11 protein-coding genes are annotated in these 15916 nt (G+C 42.4%); 6 read left to right on the top strand and 5 right to left on the bottom strand.

Going from position 1 to position 15916, the window contains the following annotated elements; translation table 11 throughout:
* Positions 1-1104 precede the first annotated feature (1104 nt).
* Positions 1105-2010, bottom strand: a complete 906-nt coding sequence (locus tag JWP71_RS06465) for a serine hydrolase (protein WP_299498054.1) — start codon at positions 2008-2010, stop codon at positions 1105-1107.
* A 488-nt stretch (positions 2011-2498) separates the two neighbouring features.
* Between JWP71_RS06465 and JWP71_RS06460 the strand changes: the two genes are divergently transcribed.
* A complete protein-coding gene (locus tag JWP71_RS06460) occupies positions 2499-5234 on the top strand; it encodes a PQQ-dependent sugar dehydrogenase (protein ID WP_299498053.1) in 2736 nt (911 codons plus the stop codon).
* 30 nt (positions 5235-5264) lie between these two features.
* Here the strand turns inward: JWP71_RS06460 and JWP71_RS06455 are convergent, their stop codons facing one another.
* Entirely contained in the window at positions 5265-5612 is a 348-nt protein-coding gene (locus JWP71_RS06455) for a hypothetical protein (protein ID WP_299498052.1), read from the bottom strand.
* A 91-nt stretch (positions 5613-5703) separates the two neighbouring features.
* Here JWP71_RS06455 and JWP71_RS06450 point away from each other — a divergent pair, with 91 nt between their 5' ends.
* Positions 5704-6588: a TIM barrel protein gene (locus JWP71_RS06450; protein ID WP_299498051.1), complete on the top strand. Its 885-nt coding sequence runs from the start codon at positions 5704-5706 to the stop codon at positions 6586-6588.
* 4 nt (positions 6589-6592) lie between these two features.
* On the opposite strand, the gene JWP71_RS06445 is transcribed toward JWP71_RS06450, so the two are convergent.
* From JWP71_RS06445 to JWP71_RS06435, 3 genes are all read right to left on the bottom strand, one after another.
* Positions 6593-6994 (bottom strand): hypothetical protein, encoded by a 402-nt coding sequence (locus JWP71_RS06445; RefSeq protein WP_299498050.1) that lies wholly within the window; start codon positions 6992-6994, stop codon positions 6593-6595.
* 83 nt (positions 6995-7077) lie between these two features.
* Positions 7078-9666 carry a beta-galactosidase gene (locus tag JWP71_RS06440; protein ID WP_299498049.1) on the bottom strand — a complete coding sequence of 863 codons (2589 nt, stop codon included), beginning with the start codon at positions 9664-9666 and terminating at the stop codon, positions 7078-7080.
* A gap of 82 nt (positions 9667-9748) precedes the next feature.
* A complete protein-coding gene (locus JWP71_RS06435) occupies positions 9749-11275 on the bottom strand; it encodes a Gfo/Idh/MocA family oxidoreductase (RefSeq protein ID WP_299498048.1) in 1527 nt (508 codons plus the stop codon).
* A gap of 546 nt (positions 11276-11821) precedes the next feature.
* Here JWP71_RS06435 and JWP71_RS06430 point away from each other — a divergent pair.
* The 4 genes from JWP71_RS06430 to JWP71_RS06415 form a co-directional block, all read left to right on the top strand.
* On the top strand, positions 11822-12583 hold the full coding sequence (locus JWP71_RS06430) for an ROK family protein (protein ID WP_299498047.1): 762 nt from the start codon (positions 11822-11824) through the stop codon (positions 12581-12583).
* A 22-nt stretch (positions 12584-12605) separates the two neighbouring features.
* Positions 12606-14615, top strand: a complete 2010-nt coding sequence (gene tkt / locus JWP71_RS06425; RefSeq protein WP_299498045.1) for a transketolase — start codon at positions 12606-12608, stop codon at positions 14613-14615.
* An 84-nt stretch (positions 14616-14699) separates the two neighbouring features.
* Complete coding sequence (gene rpiA, locus JWP71_RS06420) at positions 14700-15410, top strand: ribose 5-phosphate isomerase A (protein WP_299498044.1); 711 nt, start codon at positions 14700-14702, stop codon at positions 15408-15410.
* 105 nt (positions 15411-15515) lie between these two features.
* A partial coding sequence (locus JWP71_RS06415) for a transaldolase family protein (RefSeq protein WP_299498043.1) occupies positions 15516-15916 on the top strand: 401 nt, incomplete at its 3' end.

The following is a 15916-nucleotide window of genomic DNA, read 5'->3' as shown; positions in this document are numbered from 1 at the left end:
TTAATAAGAGACTTCCGGATTATATAAGCTTTTAATTCAGAATATTAAATATTGGCAATTAATTAGCCCTCTGCGGATCAAGATTAACATCTGTTAATATAATTTATAGTAGTCCAAAGTTACAAACTTCGGGTAGGACCAGGTACAATGTCATTAAGTTAAGGAAGATTATTTAAAAAAATGCGCCGTAGGTGCAAAACGTCGGTAGAAAAACGTCATAGAAAATCATTTGGCGTGCCGTCAGGTACGCAACAATCGGCGAAGTTCCGTACCTGACGGCACGGCATTTCGTTGGTATTTATTCTTCTACCGACCTTGAACCCCGATGGGGTTCTCTTAACTTAATGACATTGGGTTCAGGTAGGACCAGGTAGAGTCACCCTAAATCAGGTGTTCATTCTTTACCCTACTAATTCAACTTGTACTTCTCTCGCTGTTCGAATGTCTCCGACTTCGAACGACTATGCAAATAGTCTTTAGACTATTGTGTTAAAAAGATCATTGCGTACTGTAGTCACAGACTACAGGCATAGTAGTCCGAAGTTGCAACCTTCGGACAGCAAGGGAGACTTCGGACAGCGGAAAGTCAATAGAATTACTTTCGTCTACAATTATAAAGACTACAATTAGAATATGTCTTGAATTATTTCGAAAATATAGAAAACGTCTACAAAAATTTAAGAATTCTTAAAAAAAAGATTTTTTTTATTGTTAAAGTGTTCAATTATAGGCATCATGCATTGTTTTGAATAATCAATAATTACCATAGTTGATGCTATTAGTGGTATTAATAATTCAATAAGCTTTAATGTTTGGTGTCCCATTATATCCAAATGTAAAACAAGAAAATGTAAATTCTAAATTTGAATAAATCATTTCTTTCTAATTTATATTACCCCATCTGGCGTCGAGTATGCAGTGTGCCTCATTAACTCCTGGTTTTTGAATTTGTATTTGGTACTCATGATGCTTTAAAAGTATATTACTACTAAATATCCTGCAACTGCAAACTTCGGACAGCAGGGTAGGGTCAAGTAGGATCAGGTGGGGTCAGGTAAGACCAGGTGGGTTCACCCTAAATCAGGTGCTCACCTTTTTATCCTGCTAATTCAACATATACTTCCCAATCCCATCAACAGGCACCCATTTATCTTTTGGCTCATAATAATGATATAGCAGGGCAGATACCTTGCGGATCAGCTGGTCCGCTTCGTTAGTGGGGGTCCAGCTTTGGTCATGATTATTTTTGGTGGTGATGCAAAAAACGTAGTCGCCATGCGGGGCGTTTACCAGCACCGTTTCAGACCGCGACGCGTTCACCATCCCCTGTTTACTTATAGCATGCACATAAGGCGGTATTTGCGACAGTGCGCGTTCGTCCCAATAAATGCGGCCCATGTTGCGGTACATCCGTTCGCTGGCTGCTGCGCTAACAGCCTTGCCCTGGCGTATCATAGTGAACAACCGGCACATTTCGTAAGGCGAACTTACACCCCAGCCATATTTCCCGCGCATAGCCTCTCGACCCGGTACCTTACTGTTTACCCGCGTTGCCGTAAAACCATTTTGGTCCAGCCAATTATTAATATACTCGCCGCCAGCAAGCTTTTGCAGCCATAGGCTGGCCGTATTATCGCTCATGGTTATCATCAGCATGGCTACTTTGCTTAGGGCAATAGTATCCTTATCTTTAAACGACCCCAAAATATCACTGCCTGCATATAACAACGAGTCGCGGTATACCAGTTTTTGGTTGTATTGCAGCTGGCCCTTTTCAATTTTATCCATCACCCCGCATTGAATGCTCACTTTTATCATACTGGCCGTGGGGAACAGCGTATCCGCGTTAATAGCTGCCGTTTTGCCCGTCTTCAGGTTTTGCACATATATGCCCGCCTGTCCGTTAAAACCTTTTAAAAGATCCTGCAATTTGGCAGTAAGTTTAGCATCTGTTTGCGCAAAACCTGCCGAAACAATAAACAGCAGCAGGGTAAGTAGTTTGTATTTCATATTTGTGATTGTTTGACTGCGACAGGGTTAGATAATAATGAAGATAATAGTTTATTGAGAAATAATACAATGAATGAATCGATATTTTACGGGGCCTGTGCTCAACTCACCCCCTGGGAGGTTATATCAAAAGCTATTAGCAGTAAATAGCAACAAAATAATATTTGGCCTTTGTGATCTTTGCGTCTCCTTTGCGGTCTCTGCGTTTAAATCTTTACCGCAAAGTGTGCAAAGAAGACACAAAGAACGCAGAGAGTTAAATCCGGAAAATATAATACTGTTTTGATTTTTATATATCAATTTTGAGACAGCCTCATGTCGAGCATAGCGAGACAGGGTGAGTTGTCGCCGCAATAACGCTGGTAGCACGCTGTTATCATAACATTTTCCTTACAAAACTGCATTCATTAAATAACTGTTATACCTCAACGTTTAAGTGTTGGTGCGCATTTATTATATTTACAGCCCGTAATAACCAATTAACCATTATGTTTAGCAACAAACCTGTTATCAAAATATCTGCTATTGTATTGTTTTTAACCGCCGCGTTATTGTTCGCATTTACCGGCGATGAACCTAAAAAACCAGATGAGAGCCGCTTTACCCCGGTAACGCTTACCCAACCCGGCGACCTGGATGAACCTAATACTTTCGAGGTATTGAGCGATGGGCGTGTTTTAATAAGCGAGCGCAAAGGTGCCATAAAACTATTCGACCCTATAACCAAAATGATAAAGGTAATTGCTACCCTGCCCGTTAATACCAAATATACCAGCGCAAGGGGTAAAGTTACCGAAGCCGAAGAAGGATTAATGGGGCTTACTGTTGACCCTGATTTTAATAAGAACCATTGGATATATACCTTTTACTCACATCCGACAGAAAAAAAATGGATGCTTACCCGCTGGAAATTTGAGAACGATGCTTTAGTTGCAGGATCTGAAAAAGTATTACTACAGTTTGAATCGCAGCGCGAAGTTTGCTGCCATACCGGCGGCGGCATGACTTGGGATGCCAGGCATGACCTATATCTTACCATTGGTAATAACACCGGCGCGTTGCTATCTTCATCAACAGATGAGCGCCCGGATAAACTGCACTGGGACGATCAGCGCGGCACCGCAAATACCAACAGCCTGTTAGGTAAAATATTAAAAATACATCCCGAGCCGAATGGCACCTACACCATCCCGGCAGGCAACCTGTTCCCGAAAGGAATGGATAAAACCCGCCCCGAGATTTATACAATGGGTCATCGTAACCCGTGGCGACCATCTATTGACAGTAAAACCGGCTGGTTATATTGGGGCGATATTGGTCCGGATGCAACGGAGGACAGCGACCTTGGCCCTAAAGGCTATGACGAGCTGAACCAGGCCCGTAAACCGGGATTTTTTGGCTGGCCATATTTTGTTGGCCCTAACGCGGCCTTCCCTATTTTTGATTATGTAAACGGCGAGGCGGGACCTAAAAAAGATCCCAATAAACCCATTAACAATTCTGTTAACAATACCGGTTTAAAAGAGTTGCCCGCAGTAGCACCGCCATTTATTTATTATCCTTATTCGGCTTCGCCGGAGTTTCCATTGGTAGGTACCGGCAGCCGCAGTTCGGTTGGGGGGCCCATATATCACCGCTCTGATCGTCCGCTTGCTAAACGCCCGTGGCCTGCCTATTATGAAGGCAAATGGCTGGCCACCGACCTGGCCCGCGGCTGGATCATGTCTATCTCCATGAAAGCTAATGGCGACTATAAGGGAATGGAGCAGTTTTTGCCATCATATCACCCTATCGAGCCGATAGACATGAAATTTGGCCCTGATGGCGACCTGTATGTATTAGAGTATGGTAGTGTTTGGTTTGGCAAAAGCGATAATGCCAAGCTGGTACGGATCGAATATAACGCGGGTAACCGTAAACCAACGGTAATGGCATCTACCAATAAACAAGGTGGTACTGTTCCGTTAAATATCACGCTGTCATCTGCCGGAACCTACGATGCCGACGGCGACGCGTTAAAATATAGCTGGAAAGTAACCACAGCAGGCGCGCAGCCTAAAATATACCCAACTGCAAACCCGGCTATAACATTAACCAAGCCCGGTGTTTATATGGCTACTTTAACCGTGACGGACGCGAAAGGCGCAAGCAATAGTAAAACTGTAAAAATAATTGCGGGTAATGAGGCGCCTGTGGTAAAGGTCGGCCTGGATAATAACAGCTCATTCTATTTTAATAACAAACCGATAAATTATACCGTAAGTGTAACTGATAAAGAGGATGGTAGCTTAGCGTCAGGTACTATTAGTCCGGCGCAGGTTTCTATGAGCATTAATTATACATCTGAGGGATTTGATTATGTGCAGGTAGCCCAGGAACAGAGCAGTGTTGATGCCTCCACCCAGTTTGCGGTGGCCATTGCCTTAATGAGCCATGCCGATTGTAAAAATTGCCATAGCGTTAATGCCGTAAATGTAGCGCCAAGCTTTACTGATATATCAGCCAAGTACAAAGATAACCCTGCCGAGATTGAGCGTTTGGCACATACCATCCGCAACGGTGGCAGCGGACATTGGAACAGGCCGATAGCCATGCCCGCCCATCCCGCTATTACGTTAAATGACGCGCGTACCATTGTGAACTACATTATTAACGTTACCAATAACAATGTTAATACCATGCCGGTAAAAGGCACATATACACCTAAAGTACCTGCTGAAGATAATGGCAACGGCTCTTACATCATCCGCGCGGCTTATACTGATAAAGGCAATAAAAACATCCCGAAACAAACTACGGTATCGACTATTGTTTTACATAACCCGCAGGTGTGGGCGGCAACCGCGCCTATCATGAAGAATGCCGCTACCAAAGTAAACGGACTGGATGGCACCACAAATGTTGTAGCCCGCAAGGATGGCTACATCGCCTTTAAAAAACTGGATATGACCGGTATTAAACAACTGGAACTGGCAGCCACCGCAACCGCCTTAGAAAACAATCCCGGCGGAACAATAGAAGTTAGATTAGATTCGCCAACCGGAACTTTGTTGGGCCAAATTCAATTTGAGCAACTGGACCAAAAACCCAAAAGCCTAAACTGGATAAAAACCGATATTAAAGAAAGCGTCGGCATGCACGATGTGTACTTTGTATTTAAGAATGATAAGGCCAAACCTATTGATGCGTTATTATTATTTAGCGCGATAAAGTTTGAGGATTAAGCCACACCCAACCCTCCCGCAAGGGAGGGCTTACTTCACCCTATTCAAAATCCCGGTAAAATTCATGCCCTGGAAAACTACGGTAACACCCATTTTATCCCCATCTATCTTTCCTTTTACAGACGATACCGCGAGGCCGTTATAGGTAAATGGTTTAAATATAATATCGTTGCCGGTTATAACGCCGTTATTTAGGGGGATATCGCCAATTTCGGTGGTTACTGTTCCGCTAACTTTGCCGTTATCTTCCTTCATGTTCACGGTAACATCATACAACAGGGCGATGGTGCCGGTCCACTTGCCGCTAACGCTATTGGCGTAACATACAGTAGCAATCAGCACAACACTTAACAATAGCAATACACACTTCCTCTTCATACCCATTTCTATTTCAGACAAAAATAAACTATTGATGTTTAATGCGCTCAAAAAATTATACGGTGTAAACGAAATAGGGTAATTTTAGCCTATGAAATCTTCGTCAGGTCGCAGATGGGCCATAAAGAATATACTGGCGGGCACCGGGGCAATAGCTGCTGCCGGTACACTATCTGCGTTTCAATCTGCGGATGAACAACCCTATAAACTAAAAGGCAATATCAATCATTCAGCTTGCCGATGGTGCTTCAGGGACATTCCGTTAGAACAATTCTGCGCCGAAGCCAAGGCAATGGGGCTGAAAGGCATTGACCTGGTTGGGCCTGAGGATTGGCCGACTTTAAAAAAGTACGGGCTCTATTCGTCCATGTGCAATGGTGCCGAAATCAGCATCCCGCGCGGGTGGAACGATAAACAATATCATGAGTTACTAATAGAAAAATATACCGCCATGATACCTAAAGTAGCCGCGGCCGGGTACAAAAACCTGATATGCTTTAGCGGCAACCGCGATGGAAAAGACGATGAAACAGGTTGGGCCAATTGCGTTGAAGGTCTAAAAAACATACTGCCCCTTGCCGAAAAACATGGCGTTATAATTTGCATGGAACTGCTTAACAGCAAGCTCACCCACAAAGATTATCAATGCGACCATACCTCGTGGGGCGTGGAACTGGTAAAACGCCTGGGATCCGAAAATTTTAAATTGTTGTATGATATTTTCCACATGCAGATGGATGAGGGAGATATAATAGGCACCATACAGGCTAATCATCAATATATAGCGCATTATCATGTGGCTGGTGTACCTGGCAGGCATGAGCCCGATGAAACGCAGGAACTGTATTATCCCGCTATTATGAAAGCCATATTAGCCACGGGCTTTAAAGGCCATGTGGCCCAGGAGTATCTGCCCAAAAATCAAGACAAAAAAATAGCCTCTTTAAAAGAGGCTATCAAAATTTGCGATGTTTAATTTCTTATTTAGCTAATCTAAGCGTCGCTTTTACGGGCTGGTTATTAAAGGTTGTGGTCAGCACTAATTTATCATCAGCGATGGTTCCTTTATACATAACAGGTTTGCCATTAAAGGTGGTAGTGAACGAAATGTTATTTCCGTCTACTTTACCATCGGTAATAGGGTTTTTGCCCATTTGTGCTGCCACAAAAGGGGTATAGCCTGCATCATCCGGATTTTCAGATTTTGGGTTATTATCAACCAATGCAAAAACACCGGTTAATTTATCACCGTCAACTTTTAGAGTTAACGTTAAATTGTACTGTCCTTCAACAAGTCCCTTCCAAACGCCGTCTACACTTGCTGCTAAACATACCGTAACTACGGTAAGCAATAAAACGACTGATAACAATATTTTTTTCATTATTTTAAAATTGGTTTGTATTACTTATTAGTTCGATAACAAAATTATTAAATAAACCCGAAAGTTCCTGTAACAGTTTCGTTTTAAATATGTAACGTTTGCTCATTACGGCTGGCTGCCACCTCTGCTTCAACAGAAACTTTGTTTGGCAACACCCCATTTTCATCATAAATAACCAGTTTATTAGCTCCGGGTTTTAACCAGCACCCGGGTATATACAATCCGTTTATTTTTATTTTTTCGGGATATCTGCCCAAATTATGGCCGTTAACCCAAACCGAGCCGTAGCTTAAACTGGTAGTATTTACCCGCCATATAGGCTGAGAGCCTTTTAAAGCCGGAAGGTTTAATGTGGTGCGATAATAGTGCGGTGTATTATAAGAAACCTGTCCAAGTCCCCGCCAGCCATTTAAAACAACTGGATCGCCGCCACCTTTCATACGCCAGTTATTTACTGCTATTACCTTTCCGCTGTCATCTGCCTTTTGCAGAGTTACAGGGCCGGATAATCCTTTGGCATCAATGGTGTCTATTTCGCCTACGCGGAATATCAATTTATTGCGCCCATCATGCGCGGTAAAAAGCGCGAGGGTATAATTGGTGTTTTCTTTTAAATGCAGATTAACTGTTTTATTAAACACCGCACCGGTATCTATGCGTTTGCCATCTAAAAACAGGGCGGCCCTGTCGCGGACATTTTTAAATTTCAGTATATAATTACCTGTTTCGGCAACCTTTAATCGTGTACGATACCAGGCATCAGCAGTTATATCGCCATCGGCTCCCATTTGCAGCGGGTTGTCGCTTTGTTTCCAACGGCTATCATCGTAGCCGGGGAGCGCTGCTGACGAGGCGTCTTTAACTTGCCATACACCTAACTTTAGTTTGACTATATGTTGAGCAGTTTGTGGTTTTTGATTTACTTTAATAACCGCTCCGGTTGGTTTAAATATCCATGTTGGGAAAGTACTTTTATCTACCCAGGGGTGCTCAATCAGCAAACTTAATTTGTTGTTTTTGCTGATCAGATCAGCGGCATAATCAGGGCCTATAATGATATGCGTTCGTCCATCAGCTTCAGCCAACCAGGTATGCGATGCCAGTACATCGCTAACCGTTATTATCCTGATATATTGACTGCCGGCTTTAAAACTATATTCCAAAGGTGATGAACCTATTTTAGCATTAAAGCTCATTATATCATCAGCTATTTTAAAATTGAAAGCGTCTTTAATGATCGTCAATCCCTTTGGCACATTAAAATATAATTGAGCCGATGAGCCGATACCTCCGTATAGCAATAACGCAGTAGTATTTCCTTGCGGAATAATGCTATAAATTCTGGTTGGCGCCCAAGCCAATTTAATCTCCGGCGTTAATTGATAGTCTTTTACAACCGGCATAATCTCTCCCGCTGCCAATTTAATTTCTGCGGATGTTTTAACAGCGCTATTTGTAGGCGGGTGCAATTTAAATTGATGGGCAACAGAATCAGCATTATCCAAAAAAGCTATTGTCCCTAACGAGCTTTTGCGTGCGGTAACTTTAATACCGGTGTCTGATATGGTTGGTTTGCCATCATCTGTATTGGTGCTATTTGCCAATATATCCCCGAAACTCCGCGCAAACCAATTGGCCCGCTTAAAGCTATAATACAACGGGCGCAGATCACCCGCCTGGCCAACTGATGCGCCGTAATCATACGACGCGGCGTTATCCCTGTCGTTATTATAATCAAAATTGGTACCGCCATGCGCCATATATACATTATAGCCATTGCCCCCATGCGCTATTATTTTCCAGGTGCGGCGGTCGTACAAAGAGGAGTCCTGTTCCTGCGGACCATAATTTAAATACCAAACGCCCCAGTACTCGGTAGAGAACCATGGATTGGGTCGCCTGGTGTCATCCAAATTACTAACATCCCCGGCAGGGTCATTGCCCGAATGCAGCCCGCTAAAAAAATACGGCACTTCTAATCCTAAGGAAACCGTTTTAGCTATTAAATGCTTAAAGTAATTGTTGGGGGTTATCGTACCCCATGCCGCGCGGTGCTCATTTTCTAACTGCACCATAATAACAGAGCCGCCGTTGTTAATTTGGTTATTGGTTACTATGGGCATTAATTGGTCAAAAAACTTGTCTACTGCTGATAAAAACTGCGGATTATCCTCGCGCACCCGCAAACCGGGTTTAAATTTTAACCAAATGGGGAAACCGCCCATGTTCCATTCGCCGCAATAATAGGGGCCAACGCGAACAATGGCATACATGCCCATATCCTTTATCATTTTTAAAAATGCGTTAAGGTCATGGTCGCCTGTGAAATTGAATTGGCCCTCTTTGGGTTCATGAAAGTTCCAGAAAGTGTACATTTCTATCGCGTTAAACCCTGCGCGTTTAAGGCGCAATAAACGGTCATGCCAGAGCGCGCGGGGCACGCGGGCATATTCCATTCCGGCTGATGTTATAAATATTCGTTTGCCGTTGATTAAAAATCCCCGGGCGTCATAATCAATATAAGGTTTGGCTTTGGGTGATGATGGAAAAATATGGTCATTGCGGGATGGGGTTTGCGAAAAGCCATATCCACAGGAAAACAGGAGTAAAATACAAAGCAATATTAAATTTAGGGGCCTCAGGGTGACACCCCATATATTATTGGTAATCATCTTGCTAATTTAAAACAACCATTTAACAAAAAAGGAGGCAACTTGTAGCAAGCGCCTCCTTTTTAATATTAAGAGCGGTAAATTATACGCCGCTAAGTTTCCACGGATCGCGGTACTGGCGTTTAACAAATTGATTCACCTCGTCAACATTAGTAACTTTCATGTTTGCTGCATCATAGTTTAAATTGATGTAACGCGCAGGGTAAGTTACACGTTTACGTCCAAAATTATCATTAGCTGCTGGTGCAGCAGGGTCAGAAGCTTTAGGAACATTAACACCACGTATGGCTAAATTACACATCAGCATAGCTTCGGTCAATAACGCAGCCTCTTCAAACGGAGAACTGGTTTTCATATTGCCATAACCTGCCAAGCACGCTTCAACCCATTGGGCATAATGACCGTCTGTACTGCCTTTTACCCTATCATATTTTTGCGGAACGTTTACTTCATCCATACGTGAAACCGGTAACAAACGAGCTCTTGCAGCATAGCAGCCTGCCAACATTTTACCTTTGGTGCCTATAAACAACATTCCACCGTCGCGCATTTGTCCGCCACCCCATAATTCACTTGGGTCTAATTCTTCCGGGCGTGGAGGTATTATACCGCCATCCATCCAGTGCACTTTTACCGGTCCTTTTGTTTTATCGGATTTAGGGAAAGTCATAATGGTGTAGCTTGAAGCAGGGCCTGTATCAAAAGAACCTCCACCACCTACACTTGTTTGCACGGATGATACATACTGTAAGCCTAATACTTTCATTGGTCCATGTAAAATGTGTGCACCCATATCACCTAATACACCAGTGCCATAATCCCACCATCCGCGCCAGTTAAATGGCAATACGTTAATGCCACCCGGTTGATCTGTACCTATCGGGAATGATTTAGCTGGTGCTGTGCCTTGCCATAAATCCCAGTTTAAAGTACTTGGCGGGGTAGCCGATTGTTTAGGCCATTGCAAGCCGTTTGGCGTATTTGCCTGGTGATCTCCCTGTGGCCAAACCGGGCGGTCTGTCCAGCAGTATACTTCGGTTACATCACCAATTACGCCTGCTTCATACCATTCCATCATTTGTCTAACACCGTCGGCTGATGAGCCCTGGTTACCCATTTGAGTTTGCACTTTAAATTTATGACCCATGTTGGCCAGCATACGCGCCTCGTATACATCATGCGCCATTGGTTTTTGTATCCAGGTATGTTTTTTTAACTGCATTGCTGCCGAGCCCACTACCGCGTGGGTATGATCTGGCGTAGCGATGTGTACGGCGTCAAAGTTTTTATGTTCTTTCTCAAACATCTCTCTCCAATCGATATAACGCTTAGCATCCGGGTATTGGTTAAATACCTTAGCCGCTTTAACTGCATCCACATCGCATAAAAATGCCGATTTAGCTTTCCCGCTTTTAACAAAGGCGGCAATGTCGCTGTCTCCTTTTCCGCCAATACCCACACTGGCAATATAAAGGGTATCACTTGGTGCCCTAAAGCCTTTACCAAGCACAAAGCGGGGTACAATGGTAAACGCAGCAGCAGCAAGAGCGCCTTGCTTCACAAAATTTCTGCGTGAAGTGGCCCCTCCTTTTTCTTCATTTTCTTTCATGTTTATTAGTTTTAATTAGTTGTTGTTTATAGCTTATACTGTTCAAAAAAGGTTTAAAATACGTTGTATAGATAAATAACGATCTTAAAACTGTTAATTCCTGAACGATTTTTTATAATTGGTTAATTAGTCGTGCTATCAATAGTTCATAGCCAAAGGTTGAAATTAAAAAATTAAAAAGGAATAACTAAAAAAAAGGAATGCAAAAACCGTAACATTTTTAGTATACAAATTTACAATGCTTTTACGCGCTGATTTTTACGCAAACGTATTCGTAAAAAAGTCCCCTGAAAAAATTATTAAAACCCATATGTTATCGATTGCAAACACTGTTTTTTTAAAGTATTATTACAGATCACATTCATCATATTAAAGTATTTTTTTTAAATTTTTTTGTCAGTACGCATTTAAAAAAAGTGCCTAATTTAGCTCCAGAAACCGATTTGCCTGCTTTTCAGGCAGACTATCTATTAAAACCGTTTATAGTTCGACCGCAAGATTGTTATAATTACAAAATACATATTACTTTTGCCATCCACAATAGTTATGGAAAACATCCCTTCACAGCTTAAAGTTCTTTCTGTTGATATTGGCGGTTCGCATATTAAAGCAACCGTTTTAGATAGTAACGGGGCTTTACTGGTGGATTATAACAAAGTGGTAACCCCATTGCCGGCCAATCCGGACAATATAGTTAAAGCCATAGAAGAACTGGCAAAGTCATTTCCAAATTATAATAAGATATCAGTAGGTTTCCCCGGGTATGTTCGCGATAACATTGTTAAAACCGCGCCTAATCTTGATAATGCTTCATGGGTAAATTTTAACCTGGGTAAAAAACTGGAAGAGGTATTGGGTAAACCTGCAAAAGTGGTGAATGATGCAGATATGCAGGGACTTGGCGTAGTAAGTGGAAAAGGCCTTGAATTGGTACTAACCCTGGGCACCGGGTTTGGTACGGCGTTATTATTAGATGGCAAGCTATTGCCGCATATGGAAATTGGCCAAAGCCCTATTACCCGGCATAATACCTATGATAATTACGTAGGTGATGGCGCCTATGAAGCAGAAGGCAAAAAGAAATGGAACACTAGGATGGAACATGTTTTACAAGTCCTGAAAACACTGTTCAATTATGACTACCTATATATAGGCGGCGGCAACGCCCGCGAGCTTAACTTTAAACTGGATACTAATGTAAAAATAGTAACCAACCAGGACGGAATAAAAGGAGGCGCAAGGTTATGGGCTACAGATGCAGAACCCATGCCCGTTGTACCCTCATCAACCATTAAATCAATTATCTAAACTATTTATATTAAAAAAAGAAATGGATTCAAAAAATCAAAGCGTTGAGGAATTAGGAATTAATACCGTACGAATTTTGTCGGCTGATGCTGTACAAAAAGCTAACTCGGGCCACCCGGGTACAGCTATGGCGTTGGCACCTGTTGGCCATGTACTTTGGACGGAGTTTTTAAATTATAACCCTAAAAACCCTGATTGGGCAAACCGCGACAGATTTATCTTATCTGCCGGCCACGCCTGTATTTTGCAATACAACTTTTTGCATTTGGTAGGTTATGACCTGTCATTAGATGATATAAAAAACTTTAGGCAATTACACAGCAAAACTGCCGGTCACCCAGAGTACGGCTTGTGCCCCGGCATTGATGTAACAACCGGCCCGCTTGGACAAGGCTTTGCAAACGGTGTAGGTTTTGCTATCGCGCAAAAACATTTGGCTGGCCGTTATAACAAGCCAGGTTTTAATTTATTTGATTACCATATCTACGCTATTTGCAGTGATGGCGATATGATGGAAGGGGTAACATCAGAGGCAGCTTCGTTAGCGGGCCATTTGGAGCTGGGTAACCTGATCTATATATACGATGACAATAAAATATCAATTGAAGGCAGTACAGATATAACCTTTAATGAAGATGTAGACGCGCGCTTCAGGGCATATGGCTGGCATGTACAGTCTGTTGATGATGCTAATGATGTGAATGGTTTACAATTAGCTTTAAGAAACGCTAAAGCCGAAACACAAAAACCATCCTTAATAAGGGTTCGTTCGCTAATTGCTTATGGCAGCCCGAATAAATCTGGTACCGCAGGTTCGCACGGTTCGCCGCTTGGTGCCGACGAAATTAAACTGGTTAAAGAGTTTTTTGGCTTTGATCCGGATAAATCATTCTACGTACCAAAAGAAGTTGAAGAATATTACAAAACCAAAGGCGAAAGAGGTATCGGTATTGAGAAAAAATGGAACGAGCTGTTTGCAGATTACAAAACAAAATTCCCTGAACTGGCTGACGAGTATGAATTAACCGTTAGCGGTGAATTACCAAAAGGCTGGTTGGATAAATTACCTTCATTTAAAGGTTCTGACCCTAAAATGGCAACACGCCAGGCATCGGGTAAAGTATTAAATGCAATTGCCGGCAGTTTCCCTAATTTAATTGGCGGCGCTGCAGATCTTTCCCCATCAACAGAAACTAACCTTAAAGAATCAGATTCATTTACTTCTGAGAACCGTAACGGACGTAACTTCCACTTCGGTATACGCGAGCATGCAATGGGTTCTGCTTTAAATGGTATAGCATTAACCAAGGGCCTAAAACCTTTTGGTGCAACATTTTTAATGTTCTCTGAGTACATGCGCCCGCCTATCCGTTTAGCGGCCATTATGAAGATAAGCCCGATATTTGTTTATACGCATGACAGTATTGGCTTAGGCGAGGACGGTACAACCCACCAGCCTGTTGAGCAATTGATATCATTACGCTCTATACCAAACATTACGGTTATTCGTCCGGCTGATGCTAACGAAACCGCACATGCATGGCGCGTGGCTATTGAGAAAACCGGCGGCCCAACTGTTTTAGTATTTACCCGCCAGGGATTACCTATCCTTGACCAGGATAAATATGGTAAAGCAAGCCAGTTAGAGCAAGGCGCCTATATCTTGTCAGACTCTGACGGCACTCCAGACGTTATATTAATGGCTACCGGAAGCGAAGTTGCGTTAATTATGGACGCGCAAGCCAAACTGAAAGAAGAAGGTATTGCTGCCCGCGTGGTAAGTATGCCATCATGGGAGCTATTTGAAAAACAAGACGCTGCTTACAAAGAGAAAGTGTTCCCTAAAGCAATTAAAAAGCGTTTAGCTGTAGAAATGGCTTCGCCGCTTGGCTGGCATAAATATATTACAGACGAAGGCGATACTTTATGTATGACAACTTTCGGCGAATCGGCCCCGGCAGAAGACCTTTATAAGTTCTTTGGCTTTACGGTTGATAATGTAGTTAAGAAAGCGAAAGCGCTTTTAAAATAGATTTGAGTATGGAGATGTGAGATTTGACCCTTGGGTTTTGTCTCACATCTCACATCTCATATCTCACGTCTCATATCTAAAACAATGAACTGGAATAGCGACATCATCAAAAATCTAAGCTGGGCGGGCACTATCACCAATAGCGCCGGCAAACAAAAGCTGGCTGATAAAATTGCCGAAAAGGTAAAGGATGGTGATGTAATAGGGATTGGCTCGGGCTCGACCGCTTACTTAGCTTTATTTGCAATAGCCGATAAAATAAAAGCCGAACAGTTGAGCATTACAGCGATACCAACTTCTATTGAAATTGCACTGGCTTGTACCAATTTAGGCATACCGCTAACCACGCTGTATGAGAACCGGCCCGACTGGTTGTTTGATGGTGCCGATGAGGTTGACCCCAATCATTGTTTAATAAAGGGCCGTGGCGGTGCATTATTTAAAGAAAAGTTACTGATAAGCACTAGCCCGGTAAATTATATTATAATTGATGACACCAAACTGGTAGATAAATTAGGAACGAAATTTCCTGTACCTATAGAGGTTTTTCCGGCAGCATTACCGCACGTAGAGGAAAAGTTGAAAGAGCTGGGAGCAAATAGCCTGGTTTTAAGATTAGCAACCGGTAAGGATGGACCAGTTATAACCGAGAATGGTAACCTGCTGTTAGATGTCCGTTTCGATGAAATAAGCAATGATCTGGAATTTAAAATAAAAGCAATAGTTGGTGTAATTGAAAGCGGTTTGTTTATCAACTATAATGTAGAAGTTTTAGTAGCCTCAAACAGCGGTTAATAGGATTATTATATGACAATAGGCTGCATATATGGTACACTTATTGTCGCACACAGCAAAACAATCACAATTAATAAAATAGATCTTTTAAAAAAAATTAATATAATGGAAACCAATAAAGTAAAACAAATACACAGTTTCGGTCAAAGCATCTGGCTTGATTTTATTGATCGGGCTTTTATAAGCAATGGCAAACTTAAAGCTTTAATAGACGACGATGGCATAAGAGGCGTAACCTCTAACCCGGCCATTTTTGAAAAAGCCATAAGCAGCAGCGATATGTATGATAATGATATTGCAACACTATCAGAAGGTGATAAAACCAATGAGGAAATTTTCTTTGGTCTGGCTATAAAAGATATTCAAAACGCATGCGATTTGTTTGCAGGTTTATATAATGAAAGTGCTAAAGGTGACGGATATGTTAGTTTAGAGGTATCTCCATTTTTGGCTTTAAAAGGTGCCGAAACTTTTGAGCAGGCAAAACTGCTTTGGAAACAAGTTGA

It is taken from the genome of Mucilaginibacter sp., from assembly GCF_028287845.1.
Classification (GTDB): Bacteria; Bacteroidota; Bacteroidia; order Sphingobacteriales; family Sphingobacteriaceae; genus Mucilaginibacter.
Note: the sequence above shows the minus strand (reverse complement) of the source record. Positions and strands in the feature narration are given on the sequence as shown.

What these genes read in the sequence shown, in the direction of transcription:
- JWP71_RS06455 (WP_299498052.1), bottom strand. Translation starts at nt 5,612, where the DNA reads ATGAAGAGGAAGTGTGTATTGCTATTGTTAAGTGTTGTGCTGATTGCT.
- JWP71_RS06430 (WP_299498047.1), top strand. Translation starts at nt 11,822, where the DNA reads ATGGAAAACATCCCTTCACAGCTTAAAGTTCTTTCTGTTGATATTGGC.
- JWP71_RS06450 (WP_299498051.1), top strand. Translation starts at nt 5,704, where the DNA reads ATGAAATCTTCGTCAGGTCGCAGATGGGCCATAAAGAATATACTGGCG.
- JWP71_RS06445 (WP_299498050.1), bottom strand. Translation starts at nt 6,994, where the DNA reads ATGAAAAAAATATTGTTATCAGTCGTTTTATTGCTTACCGTAGTTACG.
- tkt (WP_299498045.1), top strand. Translation starts at nt 12,606, where the DNA reads ATGGATTCAAAAAATCAAAGCGTTGAGGAATTAGGAATTAATACCGTA.
- JWP71_RS06440 (WP_299498049.1), bottom strand. Translation starts at nt 9,666, where the DNA reads ATGATTACCAATAATATATGGGGTGTCACCCTGAGGCCCCTAAATTTA.
- rpiA (WP_299498044.1), top strand. Translation starts at nt 14,700, where the DNA reads ATGAACTGGAATAGCGACATCATCAAAAATCTAAGCTGGGCGGGCACT.
- JWP71_RS06435 (WP_299498048.1), bottom strand. Translation starts at nt 11,275, where the DNA reads ATGAAAGAAAATGAAGAAAAAGGAGGGGCCACTTCACGCAGAAATTTT.
- JWP71_RS06465 (WP_299498054.1), bottom strand. Translation starts at nt 2,010, where the DNA reads ATGAAATACAAACTACTTACCCTGCTGCTGTTTATTGTTTCGGCAGGT.
- JWP71_RS06460 (WP_299498053.1), top strand. Translation starts at nt 2,499, where the DNA reads ATGTTTAGCAACAAACCTGTTATCAAAATATCTGCTATTGTATTGTTT.